This window comes from Niabella terrae (assembly GCF_054783135.1).
This window is the reverse complement of the sequence record NZ_BAAGRD010000008.1, coordinates 962,168-982,874: the sequence shown is the minus strand read 5'-3', so window position 1 is coordinate 982,874 and position 20,707 is coordinate 962,168. Positions and strand designations below refer to the sequence as shown.

Genomic DNA, 20,707 nt, shown 5'->3' with positions numbered 1-20,707 from the left:
CACATAACAGCCGCGCTGATAGCCTGGGAATTACACGGAAGATACGCAAAGAATATCCCCATTGTGGCCCGTTCCCATTGAGAAACCTATCTATATCTTGCGCTGTAGCTTTTCCTGTCATGCCGATCTTCTTAGTAGGTGGTCAGTCCCTTTTCCGGCCTTACCGAAGCCAGATCTACCAGACTGTTCAGATAATTTTCAATATTACTGTATCCGTTTTCCGACAAGGCCGCAGCGTCTTTTGCATTACGTGGATTCAACCCCTGTTTCCGTTCATATGCATCCGGCATCCCGTCATTATCGCGATCCTTATACGGACGGCCCTTATACGCCGGATACCCGCCAACCTGATCAGGATGGGTAATGATACCCAGTTTATAAGAGTCATCAGCCAGGCGCCGCTTTATAAACCGTCCTTTAAATGGCTGAGCCCCTGGCGCGTTATAAATTTTTCCGGTCCGGACCGTTTCCACAATCCTCTTATCAACGGCATCACGTACCGGCAGAATGGCACCTACATGGGCCAGTACATAGTCATAAGCTTTCCTGGTATCAATAATAGTTACCGGCGCCAGGTCCCTGGGCCGTTCAGTTCGCATTTTACCAAGCAATCCGGAAACGTCTTCCACTTCGGGTTGTACCCCACCGTCCCAGTTGTTCTCTGTGACTTTCGGATTGCCTTCAACAATATTGCCGGCGACATAGGCTTTTCCAAAAACCTCCTTATGCGCCTGATCTCTTCCGGATTCAGGCTTTAAGATACGATAACTTATGGGTTTTCCGGACGGTGTGACAGGTCCGGGTTTATAATAGTTATTAATAAAATTGTACTGGGAACGATGATCACCACCATCGGCGGAACGATTCCACCAGTTAAAGACGACATTATTGACGAAGTTAAAGTCTCCATACATGCCGACTGAAGGGTTGCGGCTGATGTTATTGGCCCAGAGATTACGGGCAAACAGGGAGTTCAGGCCACCGATGGTACTGCCGAATGCGTGATTATAAGTGTCCAGCGCCTCGGAAAATATGGAATTCTGAATGGTAACATTTACCGTTGGCAGTTTAAGCGCTTTGCCATCGCGGTCATATACGTGCCGGTACATACTCATATTCTCATCCAGCCCCCAGCTGGCCGACACATGATCAATAATAATATTGCCGACACCATTGCCCCCCAATGCATCATCCCGACGGGTAACTTCCGTAGCCCCCCGCCTGAACCGCATAAAACGAATTATAACATCATGTGTGTCGATCAGCACGGATTCACCTGCAATACATACGCCGTCGCCGGGCGCGCTTTGTCCCGCAATGGTAATATAAGGGGCACGAATGCTGACGGGGGATTGCAGCCTTATGATACCGGCCACATTAAAAACCACGACGCGGGCACCCCCCTGCTCACAGGCCCAGCGAAAACTGCCCGGCCCCGAATCCTTCAGATTGGTCACCACCAGTACTTTACCGCCGCGTCCGCCAAAACTGAACTTACCGCCACCTTCCGCGCCCGGAAAAGCCGGAATGGTGGCCTGAGGCAGATCGGATGGCGCTGCTGCCCAGGGAATATAAGGCTTGCCCTGGGCTTCTTCGGCTTTAACAATTTTCAGGGCTGCCTGCCACCTTGCTTCTGAAGCCTTCTTCAATGGCCGCGCAGCCGCTGCCGCAGAATCTTCTACTGATGGAGGAATTACGGGATATTGCGCCTGGCTCGGCCGGCTTATTAATAGTAATCCTGTCAAAAAACATAAATAATAACGCATGCTATTCAATATTTAGAAATAGTGAAATCCACCCAGTGGGTCGGACAATTAAATCAAGGGCGCCAATGGCGCCCAGATATGATTATTTTTTTGCAGTAGCCGGCACCACATTCCCGAGCGGTACCAGGCTGTTCAGATATGTTTCGATATTCGTGTATCCGGTACCTGATTTTGCCAAGTTCGCTGCATCCGTACTGTTTTGGGGATCCAGACCCTGTTTTGTTTCATAATCATCCGGCATGCCGTCCTGGTCGCTGTCTTTATAAGCCGTTCCTTTATATTCGGGATAACCACCTGCCTGACAGGGGTCCGTAATGATACCAATTTTATAAGAATCTATGGGCAGTCTTCTGTGCTCAAACTGACGCTTCGGTAATGGGCAGGCCAGTTTGTTCTCAATCTTACCGGTTGTAACTTGTTTTACGATCCGGCTGTCCACGGCATCCCGGCGGGGTAAAGTAGCTCCGGCATTGCCCAGCACATAATCCCTGGCCGCCGTTGCGTTCAGTACGGTAAGTGGGGGCATTATCAGTGGTTTATCCTGTCTCATGTATCCCTCATGTTTGCCCACGCCTTCTTCGTCTTCCAACTGCACGCCGCCAGCCCAGTTATCGGCTGTCACTTTGGGATAGCCTTCCATTACGTTCCCGTTTACATAGGCCCTTCCGTATACATGGTAGGGTAATTTGCTCCGTCCACTCTCGGGTTTTAATATCCTATGGCCCACCGGTGCATCCTTGGGAGTCGCCGGACCGGGCTTAAAATAGTTATTAATGATATTAAACTGTGCGCGGTAGTCGCCGCCATCTATGGAACGGTGTACCCAGTTAAATACCACATTATTGACAAAATTAAAAATGCCATTCCATCCCACTGATGGATTCCTGCCGGTATTGTTCGCCCAGAGATTACGCATAAAACTGCAGTTTTCTCCACCCAGTGTACTGCCAAAAGCATGGTTCCAGGTATCCAGGGATTCCGAGAAAATAGAGTTCTGAATGGTAATATTGACCGTCCCGAACTTATCTTCCTTTTTGCCCGTACTGTCATTATACATATGCCGGTACATACTCATGTTCTCATCTAATCCCCAGGACGCACTTACATGGTCGATCATGATATTGCCCACAGGATTGCCGCCAATGGCATCATCCCTTCTTCCCACCCAGGTTTCACCACGACGAAAACGCATGAAGCGGACGACCACATCATGGGTATTCAGCCATACGGATTCACCGGCAATACATACGCCATCGCCCGGCGCTGACTGACCGTAGATCGAAATATAAGGAGCACGGATGATCAATGGTGATTTCAAATGGATAATACCCGCTACATTGAATACAACCACCCGGGCACCGCCTTGTTCGCAGGCCCAGCGAAAACTACCGGGACCATCATCATTGAGGTTCGTCACTACATAGACTTTACCACCGCGACCACCGCGGGTAAACTTTCCGCCACCTTCAGCACCCGGAAAAGCCGGGATCTCTGCATGGGGCAGTTCATCATAACGCGATGCCCAGGGGATATAGGGCCGGCCCTGGGTCGCCTGTTCTTCAATTATGGGATAAGCCAGCTTCCACATTGAATCCGAATGCCGGGTGGCAGCCTCCATCAATGCCTGGGCCTTCTGCTGATCCTCCTTAGGAATTTTTGGATACTGAGCCAGTGCCATTGAACAAAAACCAATACTTAAAACCGCGAAAATCATCTTTTTCTGCATCTTCATTTATTGCTGTTTATTTAAAAATTCAGTAATTGTATTGGTTTGTAGTTATGTAGTTATTATAAATTTATTGTTGATAATCAAATGTACCAGGAGCACCAGAATAATCCAGCCACCCCTTGGTCTGCTCCAACCAGGGATTGTTAGAGAGCACCGACGATTTCAGACCGGACAGATAGTAGTTCTGTCTGAATAAAATGTAAGTAGGTTCGCCTGACGCATCCTTATCTACCGGACTATCCGTATTTACGATGATGAGGTTCTCATCAAAAAATGTTTTAAGATTTTCCAGCTGCGCTTCAAAATCGCCGGCATCCGGATCAACGGCAATCGTTCCTCTTGCTGCCAATAACGGATCGTTGCTATCGGCTGCTTCTGTATTAAACTGCCATAATCTGCCAGTCCTGGCTTTTCCATTAAGGGGTTCAATACCTAATTTCAAACAGGTATTATTACCTGCTGCAGCATCATCATTATACAGCATCCAACGCTGCATATCCCAGAAACGTTTGCCTTCATAAGCCAGTTCTACGCGACGCTCATATAAACAGGCTTCAATTGCTGCATATTTTGAAGCCGGACTGCCGATACCATAGTTATTATCGGCAGGGATACCTACTCTTTGTCTGATTTTACCTAAGTAGGTAACAGCGTTTCCTAAATCACCTTTAGCGGCATAGCATTCAGCAATATTCAGGAGCAGTTCCGCATACCGGTATTCCATAATATCCGTCCCAGAATAAGCAAGACCATCAACGGTGCTGGAGCCCGGAGGGTTGGTCATTTTACGCACAACGGCGGGACTGTTGACCTGATTCCCGTCACTGTACGCTTTTTTGGTTCCACTATGAAGCCATCTGTAGAGCCAAACCACATCGGGCTCTGAAGCTTCTTTTAAAGGCCATTTCATCCCCGAGAATGCAAAAGTCCGGTAAAAGCGGGGATCCCGGTTCATAAAGAAATGCGTGGAATCATATCCATTGGCCATTGTGGGGCGTGAGCCATCTGCCAGCGGAAACAGATCAATCATTTCCTTCGGTGCGGAAATCCCCCCGGATCCAGTCTGATTGGATACTCGTATACTACGCTCCCAGCCATTACTAATGATCCCGGAAGAGGCCACATCTTTGGACAACAGCTGGACCATTATCGCTTCCTTAATGAAGGCATTATCGTTCTTATACCACATTTCCGCCCAATCCTTGGCACTGGATCCATACAAGCCATAGCCGGCAGAGCTCAATGCCGCTTCGGCAGCCAAACCGGCATCCAAAGCCTTTTGCCAACGCTCGTTACCCGGATTGTCCCAGTCTTTATTAAACAAAGGACTTGCATAGGCTAATAACACCCTGCTTTTCATTGCCAGGGCAGCGCCGCTGGTAAATCTTCCATAATCACTACTACCCCAGGTGGGCGGTAATAACTCAGCCGCTTGATCAAAATCTGCTATAATCTGGGCAACCACTTCTGAACTTGTCGCACGTGTATGCTGGATACTCGGATCCTCCGCACTGGCGACTTCTGTAGCAGTTACAATCGGAACACCTCCATAGACACGTAATAAATCAAAATATTGTAAAGCCCTTAAAAAATACATCTGCCCTTTGGCATGATTTTTAAATTCTTCGGAAAGCGACTGCCCCTTTTCTTCAATTTTTTCCAGTAAAAAAGTCGCTGTTCTGATACGTGTATAGGGTTCATTCTTTGAATTAGAAGCTAAGGTGTTGCCATAATAGCCATCCGACTGTTCCGCAGTTTCCAAGGTTTTCTGTGCGTTTATATAATCGGTGATGGAACCACCCATCTCTTCGGTAGACCTGGCTCTGGTATCATTATAGGTTCCCACAAGAGAAACGATTGGCGACCGGTAAGCCGAGAAAAAGTCATAGTATAGCCGATCGATATACCAGCCGGTCAGGGTTTCGTTTTCAAATATGCTCTCATCATATTTATCAACGCTTTTCATATCTTCTAAAAAGTCCTGTTTGCAGGAGGTTGCTAAAAAAGCAGCCATCAGAAGGAAGCAAAATATTTTAATTTGTTTCATCAGTGTATATTTTCTGAGTTGTGGTTAAAAAGAAGCATTAATACCTACCGACCAGGTACGTAAAGTCGGATAGCCCACCTGGGGATCGTCATACATATTCCGATATTTATCGGGATACGGATTATGGAAATCCCAAAGGTTGAATCCTGCCAGGCTAATTTTCAATGCATCCATTCTGACTTTTGACGCAATCGATTTGGGAACAGAATAACCAATTACCAGACTCCGTACAAAGCTCCGGAATGCGGATATCTGCCAAAAATCAGAAGTCATACGATTCTGGTCTGCAAAGGCCAGATTGGGCCACATCCCATTGACATTATCTTCAGCGCTGTACATATTATTCAGATAGGAAGCATGCGCCCAGAAAAGCTGTGTAGATCCCGTGCCCTGGTTGATGTAGTCGATTCGATTAAATTTACCCCAGGAAGTGGCGATCTGTGTATTAAGCGTAAATCCTTTCCAGTTCAGGCCGATATTTGTCGACAGGCCGAAGGACCTCCTTTTACCTAAGGGAGCCAGATCCTGACCATCGTCCATTATCTGACCATTGGGGCCGGTCAGGGTTTCATTTTCAGCATCCAGCTGTCCGCCTAAGTCCTGATAAGCCAGCATACCTTTTTTGATACCTGATTTTTCGGTGATATCCAGATAAGAAGGCTCCAGCCCGGCCGCAGTCGCTCTTTGGGTCAGATAATCCCAATAAGCATCAATATCCGCATCGGTGCGCAAAAGTCCGTCACCGGCTTCATTACCTCGCCATACCAGAAAACCGTATTCCGGCCGGTTGGTAGAATATCCCACCTGGTTTTCAGCTTCTGATGGATAATTAAAGGGTACCGGTGTCCACTTCGTAATTTTATTATCGCCGGTACCGAAGTTCACGCCAATACTATATCCAAATTCACCAGCACGGTCCCTCCAGGTAGCACTAAACTCTGACCCCCAGGCTTTCACGGCACCATAATTCTGTTCGGCGAAAGCACCTCCAACGGAAATCGGCACCCCGACCTGATTGGCAAGCGGCATTAACATTCTTGTATTGTGATCCCAGTATTTATCGATACTGATCGATAAGCGATCGTTGAGGACGGTAAAGTCAAGTCCAATATTCTTTTTGATCGTCTGGTCCCAGGTGATATTCGGATTGGGTGTGGCATCCGGACTTAAGCCACTAACCAAATGTCCTGCATTATTGACGCCGAAGCCAAGTCCTTTATCAGCAGCATAACCATAAGTCTGCATCCAACGCCATGCTTTCACATTATCCTTACCGGTTTTTCCAAGTGAACCCCGGATTTTTAGAAAATCTACCCATTGTACATTATCCCGGAACCAGTCTTCCTTTGAAATAATCCAACCCGCAGAAACACCCGGGAAGAATCCCCAGTAATTAGCCGGCGCAAATTTGGTAGAAGCGTCAGAACGGAATACAAACTGCATCAGGTATTTTCCATCATAATCATAGTTCAACCTTCCCAGATAGGATAAAGTACCGCCTTCCGTCTTCCAAACATATGTATTGGAGGGGTTTAAAGTACCAGCTGAAGGCGAAGATCCGTTATATGCGCCCATGATGGGGTTATCGTAAATGACAAACTTCTTCTGCCAGTTTTGCGTACCCTTTTCCACAGAAGCCATCGCCGACACATTATGTCTGCCAAATCTGTTATCGTAATTCACGAAAAAGTTGGACTGCTCCACTTTGCCGATTTCATCAATATAACGGACCGTAGAGCGGTTGTCGTTATTTTCGACACGCCATTCCGTCGCATCGGAGTACAAATGTGTTCCCTCTTCATGGTTGTTTTGGGAAGCCGCCAGTCGAATACCCAACATCGCCTGTTCATTATTACTAGTCGCATAATTCAGGCCATAGGATACTTTAAAGGCCAGGCCTTTTACAAAGGGCACACTGTATTGCAAAGAGAAATTGGTATTAAATCCCTGATTCTCATTTCGGGTAAAAGAGCCGTTATTCAATAAAGCAAAATAGTTCCAGCCTTTGATATTATTCTGTCCCCTCGGGCTGCCCTGTGACCTGTGCGGGCCTAAGGCGGGAGAAATATATTCTGTCACGCCATCGACTTCATATTGCCAGGGAATATATTTCGGCATATGGTTCAATACGGCATAATCTGTTTGCTCGGAATTATTACCAAAAGCACCGTCATTTACACTGATTTTGGTAAACGACTTTTCAACCTGAGAATTATTTGCAGAAACAGAAGCCGATAACTTAAGGTTATTCACCACTTTCACATCAACACCGGATCTGAAAGACCATTTATCATAATCCTGACTGCCCAGGTTGGGACGCTGCGTATAGTAGCCGGCCCCCGCAAAATAGGTCGCTCTTTCAGAACCGCCACTTACATTGAGCGAATGCTGCATGGCTCCACCGGCCTGCCAGGCTTCTTTTAACCAGTCATAGTTTAAAGACTTCATCGCTTCCAGCTCATTGGCATCGAATAATGAAGATTCATCATTCCCCTTCGCCCGGAAAAAGCGGTTGGCGAAAATACCATACTCATAAGCACTCATGGTTTTACCAAAACTTACGGCATCGTTAAACTCGAATTTTCCGGAATAGGAAATTTTCGGGGCACCAATCCGTCCTTTCTTGGTTTTTATAATAATAGCACCCTGGCTGGCCCTGGCACCATATATGGATGCGGCGGCATCCCTTAGTACCGTAATGCTTTCCACTTCCGTCGGGTCCAGTACATTAAACTGATTCATCGTCGGCAGGCCCGTTTCCGGATCAATCTGGATGATATCATCGATAATAATCAGCGGCAAGGGACTGCTGCCGTCCTTACTATAACCAAACTGCTGACGGATATCCAGCGTGGCATTATCACCGGGTCTCTGGCTACCGCCGGTAACGTTTAAACCCGGAATCTGGCCAACCAAGGCTTGCGCAATACTACTTACAGGTAACTCCGCCACCCTATCCATGTTCGCAGTTGCGACCGAACCGGTAATATCACTTCTTCTTTGGGTACCATAACCTACGACTACCACTTCATCCAGATCCAGTGCCATCTTGATCATACGGATATTTACATCGCCTGATTCAGGAACGACAATAGTTCCGAACTCATAACCTACATGCGAATATTCCAGTGTGGCTCCTGAAGTCGGTATGTTCATGGTAAATTTACCTTCCATGTTGGAAACGGCTGATTGCAGGCCGGCCTTTACCTTGATGGTCACACCCGATATCGGCGTATTGGTAGAATCATCTACAACAGTACCATGAATGGTTCTTGTTTGTGCCAGCAGTCCTGTATGACAGCAAACAAACAACATAAACAGGCACGTAAATCTAAAAATGTGCTTAAAGTACATATGGCATTTGAGTTTTAAATTGATGTGTTCTGGTTGTATAAACTATTATTGTTTTGAAGCTTTAATCCGCGCATTCCATGCCTCCCGCTCTTTTTTCAAGTCGTAGCCCCGGGCAGACAGATAATTATTAATCCGACCCTTGTATTTACCGAACCAGGCATGCTTGGCATCACTGGAACCGGCGGTCAAAGCAAGATATCTTGCTTCCAGCAGGGCATCGTAGATGTATTTTTTTTCCTCTTCCTTGAGTGTGGGAATCATTTCAAGATGGGCCTGATAGGTTTTGGGCAAAACATAATAAGTCATGCCGTTGGCAACAGTCTCTATCTGAGCATTTGTCAACTCCTTTCCTAATGATTTCAGGTAACGGGTATTCAGCAGTTTACGGTCAGCAAGATCCTGTTTATTAATTTTTTCCGTAGCCCTTTCCAGCTTTTCCCTGGAACCGGAAGCTGTTTTTGCTTGTGCCAGCGCCTGTTCCTTTTTCTCATCCAATCGCTTAATTGCCACATATTCATCGGCAATCAGGTCCCTTACACGGTTTAGTTTTAGCGTATCCTCAAACTTTATTGGTTCCAGTATTTTCTGGGCGCGTTGCTGTACGACATTCCAATATTCCTGATCGGTTTTTTGTTGTGCATAGACCACACTCAGACTACAAATAGCTACAAAAAACAATAAAAATTTCCTTGATATTCCCGGCATGTAATAAATCGTTATTTGAGGTATAAAATTAGACCCATAACGATCTGGTAACAATGCAAGGTTTACCTGAGCAGATGTAATATTTTACTATTCCATGCAAACGTTTGCAGAAATCTGCTCCAGTATTTAATAGAAAATTATTTGATTATCAGATTTTTACTTCTGGAATTAGGTTTTATATTGTCAATTGATTATTACAAAAATGAGGATGCATTACCGCTTCGGATATGTAGAAATCGGACCTGCGTTTCTTCAGGGTGTGATCGCCTCGTCCTGAATTCTCCAGACCATCTGGAAATAAGTGTCCAGTTTATAATCACTGTTTTGTGCCTGGATGAATAATACACCATATTTTCCCTCAGGGGTTTTAAAATAAATAAACTGGTTGGAAGCCAGCGGTGTAGGAACCATGGTCAGTTCAATCGGTTTCTTGGTGGCTTCCTTCTCAATTTTAGCGCTCGTGGTAAACTTTTTCTTAAAGTCATTGGCATTCCCTTTGTTCGCATCAGAAAACAGTGTTCCCCTCCTGGTCCAGCTTCCAATGTCATAATGGGTAAAAGGGAGTGGATCGGCACTTAAGGAATACAAATAATAATTCCGTTTCACAGAATAATTATCATCGGACCAGGTCGTGTCCCAGCGTTGAAAAATGCCAAAATCAATATCTTTCGCATTTGCACTTCCTGTTTTGTAGCTGTACAATGCACCATCGGACAAGGAAACATAGCAGGGCAGTTCCCCGGTAGCTGAATCCGGGCTAAAGACTTTTCGGTTCGTAAAATATTTTATATCTGAAAGCACATTAATGGTAATTCTCTTATACCCGTCTCCCAAATACACACCATTGACATCATAGGCCCAGATCCGGTAGGACGTGGTGGAGCCGGCACCCAGGTCCTGACCGTAAAAAACGAACGACCCTGTATAACTTCTCCGGTCCATGCCTTCCGTAATAGGTATCCTTACCTGCGGAAGCCCGCCGCCCGTTTTATATAAAGCCACCTGATACATATCCTGGTCCGGCGATTCAATGGTATACTCCACCAGTGCTGAATCATTGGTACCAATGGTAATCAGGCCATCTTCACCCACCGAATAAGGTTGGGTTCCATGAAGATCAAGTTTCACATTGAACATGTTAAAAATATTCGGAACGTCCGGCACGTTGGCGGGTAGTCGTTTGGGCGCTCCCAGGTCCCCTTTTTTGCAACTATTTCCCAAAAAAAGCAGGGCAGAAAGAGAAAATAACAATATATATGTAGGTTTCATTGATTGATGTTTTAAGTCCTGAAAAATGGTAAATTAAAGTGGATCGAAAGTTCCTCCTTCCCAACCTATGGTTTGCTCCAGTAAAGGAGATGAATTGATAAACTGATTACTCAGCGGGAAAAAATAATATTCTTCCGGCATGGCAAATCCTCCGTTATTATTGGGCGGATTATAGATATAAGGATACTGAAAGTATTGCTGAATGGATGACTTATTGTATATATCGAGGGTATCCCTTCGCAGTAAGGTTTCATCCAGACCCAAACTATTCGGCCCAATCGGCAGTTCCAGGGAGTCCCGCAGTCCCAGAGGCGACGGGAGGAACTGCATCTGCAACATCTGACCCAGGGTACCTTCCAGTTGATGCATGCGCCTGGTCCTTCTCAGATCGTCATTTCTTTTCCCTTCAAAAGCAAACTCCACCATTCTTTCATTCATAATCAATTCCCTCATTTCATCCTTGGTAAGCGCCAATGCCAGGCCGTAATCATAGTCTCCCTCTACTATTCCTGCGCGCTGTCTTATTTGTCTGACCATATCTTTGGCGATACCCATATCACCTACTTCATTTGCGGCCTCGGCATAATCCAGCATCAGCTCAGCGAGCCGGATCTCAATCCAGTCCATGCCGCTTCCTCCTACATCATTGGCCGTTCCTACGCTGGTTCTGGCCAGGCTGGGCGTCGCAAATTTTCGTACATAAAACGGTTTTGAGGATTCATTCTGGCCATCGACCCGGGCGCCGGCATAGGTCCATTGCTTCCTGTTGTTCTTACCACTAAGCGGCCACGTACAGCCATTAAAAGCAATGGTCGCATCGAATCTCGGATCCCTGTTGGCCCAGAACAATACATCATCATAGGGATAGGCTGCGCTGGCGTCTTCAATGGGTCGGCCATCCTTCATCAAATAGGCTTTAATCATCTGCTCACTGGGGTTGTAGACATCACTCGGAGAACCGCCTTCGGAACCCGGACGTGAGCGGGACTCTACGCCGTGGTATTTTTTCGGCTGGGTAGAAGAATAAGAACGAACCAGGATGGCTTCTGTATTACCCTTTCCCTCTACCAGAAATAGGGTGGCATAACTGGGCATCAGGCTATAGCCGGCCGCGATGGCCATGGTGTAAGCTTCCTGAGCGGCTTTGTATGCCTGCTGCCATCTCTCGGGATCATAGGGATGTACGCCATCATCCTGTGGATTAAAAAGCGGACTGGCCCACCACAGTAAAGCTTTCGCTTTCAGCGCCGCCGCCGCCGTTTGGCTGATTTTTCCGCGATCCGTCTGATCATTGCCATTGGCACGAATACTCCAGGCAGCATTCTTCAGGTTCACTATCGCTGAATCATAATCGCTGACGATCTGCTCGAACATGGTTTTGGCCTTTTCCCGGCCACTCAGCTGCAGGTTACCCGGACTTTGGGGTGCTGTCACCAGCGGCATGCCCCCATAGATCTTGGTGAGCCCCATATAAGCCATCCCCCGAAGGGCATAAAATTGACCCAGGAGCTGATTGCGGATCTCAGGGTCGATTCCCGTACTGGAAGGCAGGTTCTTGATGGCCAGATTGCATTTGGCAAGATCAAAATAACGGTTCTCCCCATAATTATTTCCTGCATACTTATTGGCCACGTACCTGCAATCATTAGATGCCAGGAATCCATTAAAATTAAAATACTTTTTACCCCAGTTGTCGTTGGCCGAATAATAGTTTTCATCACTCACCAGATGCATACCAAAATTATTGCCGGTATACTCGTATACGAAATTGGGTATTATATATTGATACGTATCGTTCAATAAATACTGCACCGCCGACTCTTCTTCCCAGATACCCGCATCTACGGCCAGCGGATCCCGGATGATTACCAGGTCCTCAATTTTTTTACAGGAAGAAATAAAATACAAAGCGGCAAGCAACAACAGCAAATAACGCTTATTAAATATCAGACTATTCATATCCTTTTTTTTATAGTAATAATGTCGTATTAATTAAAAGCTCAGGTTTAAACCAACAGAAATGGTCCGCAAAGTGGGATAATCGTATATATAGGAGGATTCCGGGTCCTTATATTTCAGCGGATTTTTAATCACCCAAAGATTATTGGCGGTCGCCAGTACCCTGATATTACTCAGGCCGATTCTTCTGGCGAATTGTTTGGGCGCGGCATAGCTCAGGGTCATATTATTCACCCGTATGGTAGTACCATCAACTGCCCAGAAATCAGATTCTATATCTATCGACGGGTCATCGATCCTTGGAAATTTGGCATCAGGGTTCTCTTCCGTCCAGGTATCAAGCCAGAAAGCCGGTACATTCTTGGTTGGGGTGGGAATGCTCCTGCGGGTCTTACTGTCATAAAACTTCTTGCCACCGAAATCAGCGCCGATATTTACCCGCCAGTCCAGGGACTTATACGTCAACCCCAGCTGGATACCGGTGGACAATGCCGCATCGGTCCCTTTTTCAAACAGTATGGTCCGGTCCCGATCGGTGATCTTGCCGTCACCATCATAATCTTCATAATACAGCCAACCGGGTTGCGGCACTTCATCAAATGTTGTATATCCCGGATGAGCGGCCATAAAAGCGTCAACTTCTTCCTGGGTACGGAACATCCCCAGTACCTTTAGCCCATAATTGCTTCCGTTATACACCCGCGGATCTGTACCGAATCCTGCCTGCCATTCGTCCGAAGCTTCTTCCCATAACAGAAAGCGATTATAGAATTGCTGCGCCAGCATCGAGTTGCCAAATCCAAAATTCATACTGGCCTTGAATTTCAGGTCCTTAGCCAAGAGGGAGTTGAATCCAATGGAATACTCGGTGCCCCAACGATAATTGGTGCGGTAGTTTACTACGGGAGCCGCAAATCCGGCGTACATCGGGAAATTCTGATCATTGCCCTTATCAAATACGTCGTAATTCTTTGTCTGGAAAGCTTCAAATCCAATATTGAGTTTGTTGTTCAATAAACTCAGATCGATCCCAAAATTGAAAGTGCGGTTTTTCTCCCAGGCAATATCGGGATTGGGGTATACATCCGGTCTCAATCCGGGCACATAGTTTTCGCCGAACAGATAAGAACCGATGCTGACCTTGTATCGTTCCTGCCAGTACCGGGCGCCTACCCGGTCATCACCCGTCAATCCGAAATTGGCACGCAGTTTCAGATAGTCAACAAAGGCCACATTGTCCTTAAAGAAAGGCTCCTGACTGACCACCCAACCGGCGCCGAGTCGTGGGAAAAAACCCCAGATATTCTCGACAGCAAAATTCGAGGAAGCATCCAGTCTTGCGGTCCCTTCCAGGGTATATTTATTGGCATAGGTATAGTTAAAGTTCCCGAAGTAAGACCTTTTTCCACTTTGGGAAGCAGAAGGATTATTGACGCTGGGCGTAGGATTAAAAGCCCAGTAATAAGGATTATCGGGGATTTGCTGACCGGAATAATAATAACCCATTCCGGAACCTTTTCCTTCACTCTGCTCCCCTCCAACCATGATACTGAAATCATGATCTGCAATACTGCGGGCATATTGCAGGGTGAAAAACACCCGGTAATTACTGCTCTCATCCTTTGATTGTGACAATCGGGCATTGTCCCCGCCATTAACGATTATCGGATCTCCCGTTATTGAATCCCGGTATAACAAACCATTACTGCCCGCCCTGGCAAAATTATAGATCGTGAATTCCGGCCGGTATTCCTCCGACTTATTAAATGACGCCGAGGTCGAGGCCTGGACCCGGGCCGTCAGGCCCTTAAGCATGCCGGATTCAGGCGCATAAGTCAGGCTGGCATTCAGGCCATAAGCCTTTGACCGCCGGTCATTATACATGCCTGATTCAATTTGTGCCAGTGGATTGAACTCGCGCTTTGCACCGCCGGTATAATTGACGAAATTGTCACCGAACCGGATGGGCGTCCACCGGGGTACCTGAATAAGGTTCTCCAGAAAAGCCTGGTCATTTTCACTCCACCCATTTTTACTGTAGCGGACATTATTATCAATATTGAAATTCACTTCAGTTCGCAAACCGCTGATCAGTTTCGCCGAAATGCCACCCCGAAACGTATATTTATCCGCCTTCTGTCCCGCATAGTTCGCATTCTGATTCTGATAGCCGGCGCCTACGAAAAAAGTTACTTTCTCAGAGCCTCCTGATAGATTCATACTATGACGTTGCATCAGGGCCGGCTGCCAAATTTCATCAAACCAGCTTTTGTAGTTCACCGTTTTTAACATTTCGAGATCATCCTCAGAAAAATGCTTATCCAGAGAGGTATTATTCAACCGATACACTTCATTCAGCATCAGTGCATGATCATAAGCCGATAACATTTCGGGCTTTCTGACCGCATCAGTAATACCCATATAACCGCTATAACTTAATTTAGGTGTACCGATCCTGCCCTTTTTGGTGGTAATCAATATGACACCCTTGGCACCAGATGCTCCATATATGGCGGCGGAAGCATCTTTCAGAATTGAAATATCCTCAATCATAGAAGGATCCAGATTATCGAAGGTCGATTTGCTGACAATCATATTGTCAATTACGTACAGCGGTTCTGCAGAGGCGCCCCCCACTCCTTCCGACGAAGAAGCACCGCGGACATTTAATGTTATGGAAGCGCCGGGACGACCGGAAGTCTGGCTTACGCCTAAACCTGCCACCCGACCCCGGAGGGCAGCGGCAATATTAGGCACCGGAAGATCGACAATATCCTCTGCTTTCACGGTAGCCACTGCCCCGGTCAGCCTGGATCTTTTCTGGGTGCCGTAACCTACCACAACGATCTCCTCCATCCTGGAATCCGTTTTATGCATGGCGATATAGACCGGCTCGGCATTGATGACAGCTATTTCCCCGGACTCATAACCGATATGGGAATATTCCAAAGTGGCTCCGGAACTGGGAACATTGAGCTGGAATTTACCAGTAGGATCTGAAACGGCGGTCTGGGGGCCGCCTTTTACCCGGATGGTGACACCCGCAATAGGATTTGCAGTAGAATCGTCTACCACGGTACCGGTGATTGTCCTTGTCTGCCCGTTCGCATCTAGTTGGCAGAAAAAAATTGACAGGTAGACACAAATAAAATAAACAATGTGTTTGAAATACATATGGCGTATTGGTTTAAAAATGAAAACAAGCCTTTAAAAGAAAGGGAAGCAGTGCCGGCGAACCGGGATTTCATTATTTGTCATAAAAACAATTATGAAACCGGCGCATGAAAAACCCAAGGGAATATCCTGACAGCGCAACCGTTCTTCGCAGACAAATCTAATCGCGGACAGAAAAAAGGGGGTTCAAAATCTGTTACATTACGTTCAAATTTTGACACAATTTTGCATGTGATTGATTGTCACACAATTAAAAACAAAAGTCTGTGAGAAAAGCGCCGGTAGCGGCATTTTGCAGACAGCCGGTAGCAGTTAAACGGATTCATTCCGGCTGGTCTTCAGGTAATCTGTGGGGGAAAGTCCAAACTTTTCTTTAAAACAGGTGCTGAAGTATTTGGGATTATTAAATCCGCATTCGTAGGCGACTTCCGAAACATTCATGGTGCCGGCTTCGAGTAGCAATCGGGCCTTTTTCAATCGCCTGTCCCGGACAAACTCTACAGGCGTCATGCCGCTCAGGCTTTTAAATTTTTTATAGAAAGCGGTCCTGCTCATATGCATCGAACCTGCAATAGATTCAATATTAAAATCCGGGTCAGTCATTTTGTCTTCGACAAAGGCGATAACCTCCTTCAGGAAAGTTTCATCTTTGGCTGTTATTATGGGCGCCGCCCTGACAGTGGTCTGCGTATTATCTGTCGGGAAATGCGGCTCAACTGAAGCCTCATCTTTCTGCAGGTGCCGGAACAGCCGGGATCGCTGTTCCAGCAAGCCGGTTACCGCAACCATCAGCAGCTCGGTGTTAAAGGGTTTGGTGATATACAGATCAGCTCCGTAGCGCAGCCCCTCAATCTGACTTTCTACAGACGCTTTTGCCGTTAAAAGCACTACAGGTATATGACTGGTTTCAACGTCATGCCTGAGCTGGTTCAGCATCTCAATACCATTCATTTCAGGCATGATAACATCGCTGATGATCAAATCGGGCAACCGTTCTCTCGCCAACTGGTAGCCTTCACGGCCATTGGTGGCCGTACTGACTCTGTAATATTCAGACAATTGACGGGTCAGGAAAAATCGCAGTTCCTGATTGTCCTCCACCAGCATCACCCGGGGCAAATCATCCCGCTGCCCTGCCGGAGATACATACAGGCTGCTGTCCGATCCCTGGAATAACCCGGATCTGTCCGGAACGACCGAAACTGTACCGACCGTCAGTTGTGTTTCGAGTGGCAGGACCATGGCAACCGTCAGTCCGCCCCATTCATTAATACGGGCATGGAGGCTGCCTCCATGAAGCTCAATCAGCTCTCTTGACAGACAGAGACCCACGCCTGTGCCTTTCAGCTGCCGACTGTCTAGCGTAGGTTTGCTATGAAAAAGTTCAAAAATCTGTTCCAGTTCCTCCGGGGCTACCCCTGGTCCCTGATCTGCTACTTCGAGGTGAAGTGTCCCGGAGGCTTCCCGACGATAAATACGGAGGTGAACCGCTTTTCCTGCAGGTGTAAACTTGAATGCATTGGCCAACAGGTTATAAATTACGGTGGTCATTCTTTCGGCATCTACATCGATATACTGTACCGGGTAATCAGCGTCTATACAAAACTGGATTTGCTTTTCGTGTAAAAGTGATTTAAAATGCGCTGCCGTGTTACGTGACAATTGGACCAGGTCGGTTGTCGAGTGGTACAGTTGAAGTTTTCGGGACTGAATTTTTCTAAAATCCAGCAGCTGATTGACAAACTGTACCATTCTGCCGGCATTTTTCGACACCACTTCCAGATCCCGTCTGCCGGTAGCTGATAAGGTTTCCTTTTGTGCGAGTTGCTGCAACGGACTTAGGATTAAAGTCAGTGGCGTACGCAACTCATGCGAGACCTTTGTAAAAAAGTTGAGTTTCAGTTCGGACAATTCCTGTTCAATCACGACCTTATTGCGCAACCGCATCATCGCGATCGCCGTGCGCCGGATCAGCGCACCAATAAAGATGATTGCAGCCAGGTACAGTCCATAAGCCCATATTGATTTCCAAAACGGCGGCGCAATGTTAATGGCGAGTTGACGGAAGGTTGTTTGGGAATAATCTTCGCCATCGCCCTTGACTTCAAAAATATAATCGCCTGGTGGCAACTCTGAAAAAACCACCTTGCCGGTATTATCCGTAACCCATTTGTCGTCCCAGCCGAGCAAACGATAGCTGTAATGATGAATCTTTCTTCTGTAATCAGGAATGGCAAAACTGATCGAAACCGTATTCTGGTCATAATCGAGTTCCAGGGCATCCAGATAATTGATATCTACTTCGGTGACCCCCTCTTTATCTGCGGGTCCGGCCGCTGCACCATTAATCAGCAGGGAGGTCAACATCATACCTTTCGGTTTAAAGACCCGCTGTAATTCAGCCGCATTGAAAGTGACAATACCCCGGGCAGTGGCAAATACCAAACGGCCCAACGGATCAATCGCGCAGGCGCCTTCCGAAAATCCGACAGCCGGCAAACCGTCATAGGAATCATAGTTCACCAGTTGCCCGTCACCGGACCTGATACAGGAAAGCCCACCCTCTGTTGCGGCCCAGATATTTCCCGACTGATCTTCGATACAGCTCAGTACATAATCATTGGACAGGCCCTCATCAGATCCAAATGTTTTAAAATTCAGTCGGTCGCTGCTGCTGCGGGTGACACGGGTCAATCCACCTCCAGCTGTTGCCATCCACATACGTCCCCTGGAATCCGGTGTAATACAAAGTATATCATTGTTAGGCAAAGTAGTGGCAATACCTGTTTGCTCCCGGTAAATGAACACTTTATATTTATTATTTTCTCCTGGTTTCAAAATGAGCAATCCCGCTGTGGTACCTGCCCAGATATTTCCGTTGGCTTCCTGTGAGAGGGTACGCACCTGATCAAAGGCATTCCCGGGATATTTTCCGAGTACGACGGGTACCTGAACAAAGCGGCACTGATCCGGCCTTTCTTCAATCTGCCAGAGGCCGGCATCATAGGTGCCGATCCATAACCGGTGTTCGTGGTCTTCTAAAATCGAAGAAATACGTATGCCTTTTCCTGTAGGCCCTACCGCAGGATAATGTTGCATGCTGTACTGTGTACGCTGCGAGTCAATGGGTACGGCACGATACAGGCCATCATCCCGGGTGCCAATCCAGACGGTGCCGCGGCTGTCTTCCAAAATAGAATAGGCATTTAAGCGGTAGGAAGTTAAGGACCGGTTATTGAATAGCAATTCGACAGCTGACTCCTTGTAATCTACCGCCAAACTGCCTCCCTGTGACGAAGCCCAGCGTCGTCCCATTTTATCAAAATATACCGCCCTCACTTCATGATCCGGTAAATGGGAAGACGGGTCAATATCTTCTTGCTGAAATACTTTTCGCTGAATCATCAGCTTTGTAATCCCTCCCGACTCCGGACAAATCCATATAACACCTGCATCATAGTACAGGCGGTATACTGAATTTAAAAACGGCTTCCCGGTGGATTGATTGATTCCCAGCCCTGGTTTTATTTTTTGATCGCGGGCATCATAATAGACCAGTTCCCCGTTCGGGTAGCATATCCAGACGGTGCCGTTAAAATCTTCAAACACGGTAAAATGACTGCCATCCTTGGGCTGGCAGTCAACCGATGAAAAAAAATAGTCAGGTTTTTCGTGCTTCTTTTTTAACAGTGCCACGCCCTTATCTACCATTTCCACCCATAGGTTCCCGGTATTATCCTCATACAAATTGTCCAGCTCGCCAGGTGTCTTTATAGCTGTATATTCAAGTTGGTGGTTTCGATAGACTGCCTTGATCAGTTTCCCGGAAGCCGTCGACATATAAGCCAGGTCCGAAAATCTGGAACAACGCACCGCCTTTATGGTTTCGCCGCTGATCTTACTCAAAAACAGTTGCCGGAGCTGCTTATCATAGATGCCCACGGCACCATTATGTGAACTCAGAAAAATACAGTCCGCATTCTCAGATATCTTGGTAAAGTTCTTTTTTCCTGTGCCTTTGAAGTTCAGTTGTTCCCGGATATAAGTCCCCGAAGGCGAAGGCCGGAACCTTGAAATTCCGCCGGTATTTCCGATCCAGATAAATTGATTCTGGTCCCTGTAAATAAAGAAGACATGATCGGCATCCAGGGCATAGTCGGGATCAGCCTCCACATGATATCTGGTAATGCCGGCAGCTGTTATATTGACCAAAGGCAGGCAAATCACACCTTCGTTCACCGTAATAAGCCAAATATGATCCTTCGTCACCAGGGAGACGCCATGCACCTGAATGGATTTACCGGCGGCTTTATTTATAATATCATTTATTGGAATAAAAATCTCCCGGCGCTTGTCAAAGCGATATAAATACTTATCATAAGTAACGATCCATAAATGCCCCTGATGATCATCCACGATCTGACGTATACGATCATTATGCACACCTTGTCCGGCACCTGTCAGATTTTTGTAGTTTTTGAAACGCGTCCCGTCGAAACGATTGAAGCCATTCCAGGTTCCGAACCACATAAATCCTTCGTCATCCTTTAACATGCCGGATACTTTCCGATGCGAGAGGCCGTCTTCGGAACTAAAATGTTCCGTTTTATAAATAACCTGCCCGTCGCAGGGAAAAGCAAGCGAACAAGCGAGTATAAAAAGCAGCCAATATGTTCCGGGACTATGAGACATTGGGCAGGAAGT

General features: G+C 46.8%; 9 protein-coding genes. All 9 read right to left on the bottom strand.

Translation table 11 applies throughout. The annotated features are described in order from the left end of the window. Positions 1-131: 131 nt before the first annotated feature. On the bottom strand, positions 132-1,766 hold the full coding sequence (locus ACYVI9_RS12280; protein WP_460764862.1) for a pectate lyase family protein: 1,635 nt from the start codon (positions 1,764-1,766) through the stop codon (positions 132-134). 82 nt (positions 1,767-1,848) lie between these two features. Further along, positions 1,849-3,498 (bottom strand): pectate lyase family protein, encoded by a 1,650-nt coding sequence (locus tag ACYVI9_RS12275; protein WP_460764861.1) that lies wholly within the window; start codon positions 3,496-3,498, stop codon positions 1,849-1,851. A gap of 64 nt (positions 3,499-3,562) precedes the next feature. After that, entirely contained in the window at positions 3,563-5,542 is a 1,980-nt protein-coding gene (locus ACYVI9_RS12270; RefSeq protein ID WP_460764860.1) for a RagB/SusD family nutrient uptake outer membrane protein, read from the bottom strand. A 24-nt stretch (positions 5,543-5,566) separates the two neighbouring features. Next, positions 5,567-8,857 carry a SusC/RagA family TonB-linked outer membrane protein gene (locus ACYVI9_RS12265; protein ID WP_460764859.1) on the bottom strand — a complete coding sequence of 1,097 codons (3,291 nt, stop codon included), beginning with the start codon at positions 8,855-8,857 and terminating at the stop codon, positions 5,567-5,569. Between the two features lie 84 nt (positions 8,858-8,941). Continuing rightward, positions 8,942-9,601 carry a DUF3826 domain-containing protein gene (locus ACYVI9_RS12260; RefSeq protein ID WP_460764858.1) on the bottom strand — a complete coding sequence of 220 codons (660 nt, stop codon included), beginning with the start codon at positions 9,599-9,601 and terminating at the stop codon, positions 8,942-8,944. 252 nt (positions 9,602-9,853) lie between these two features. Continuing rightward, the gene (locus tag ACYVI9_RS12255; RefSeq protein ID WP_460764857.1) at positions 9,854-10,870 is read right to left on the bottom strand and encodes a hypothetical protein; all 1,017 of its coding nucleotides are present in this window, start codon (positions 10,868-10,870) and stop codon (positions 9,854-9,856) included. 33 nt (positions 10,871-10,903) lie between these two features. Further along, on the bottom strand, positions 10,904-12,829 hold the full coding sequence (locus ACYVI9_RS12250; RefSeq protein WP_460764856.1) for a RagB/SusD family nutrient uptake outer membrane protein: 1,926 nt from the start codon (positions 12,827-12,829) through the stop codon (positions 10,904-10,906). A 33-nt stretch (positions 12,830-12,862) separates the two neighbouring features. After that, entirely contained in the window at positions 12,863-16,003 is a 3,141-nt protein-coding gene (locus ACYVI9_RS12245) for a SusC/RagA family TonB-linked outer membrane protein (protein ID WP_460764855.1), read from the bottom strand. Between the two features lie 312 nt (positions 16,004-16,315). Next, positions 16,316-20,695, bottom strand: a complete 4,380-nt coding sequence (locus ACYVI9_RS12240) for a hybrid sensor histidine kinase/response regulator transcription factor (protein ID WP_460764854.1) — start codon at positions 20,693-20,695, stop codon at positions 16,316-16,318. Between the last annotated feature and the right edge of the window lie 12 nt (positions 20,696-20,707).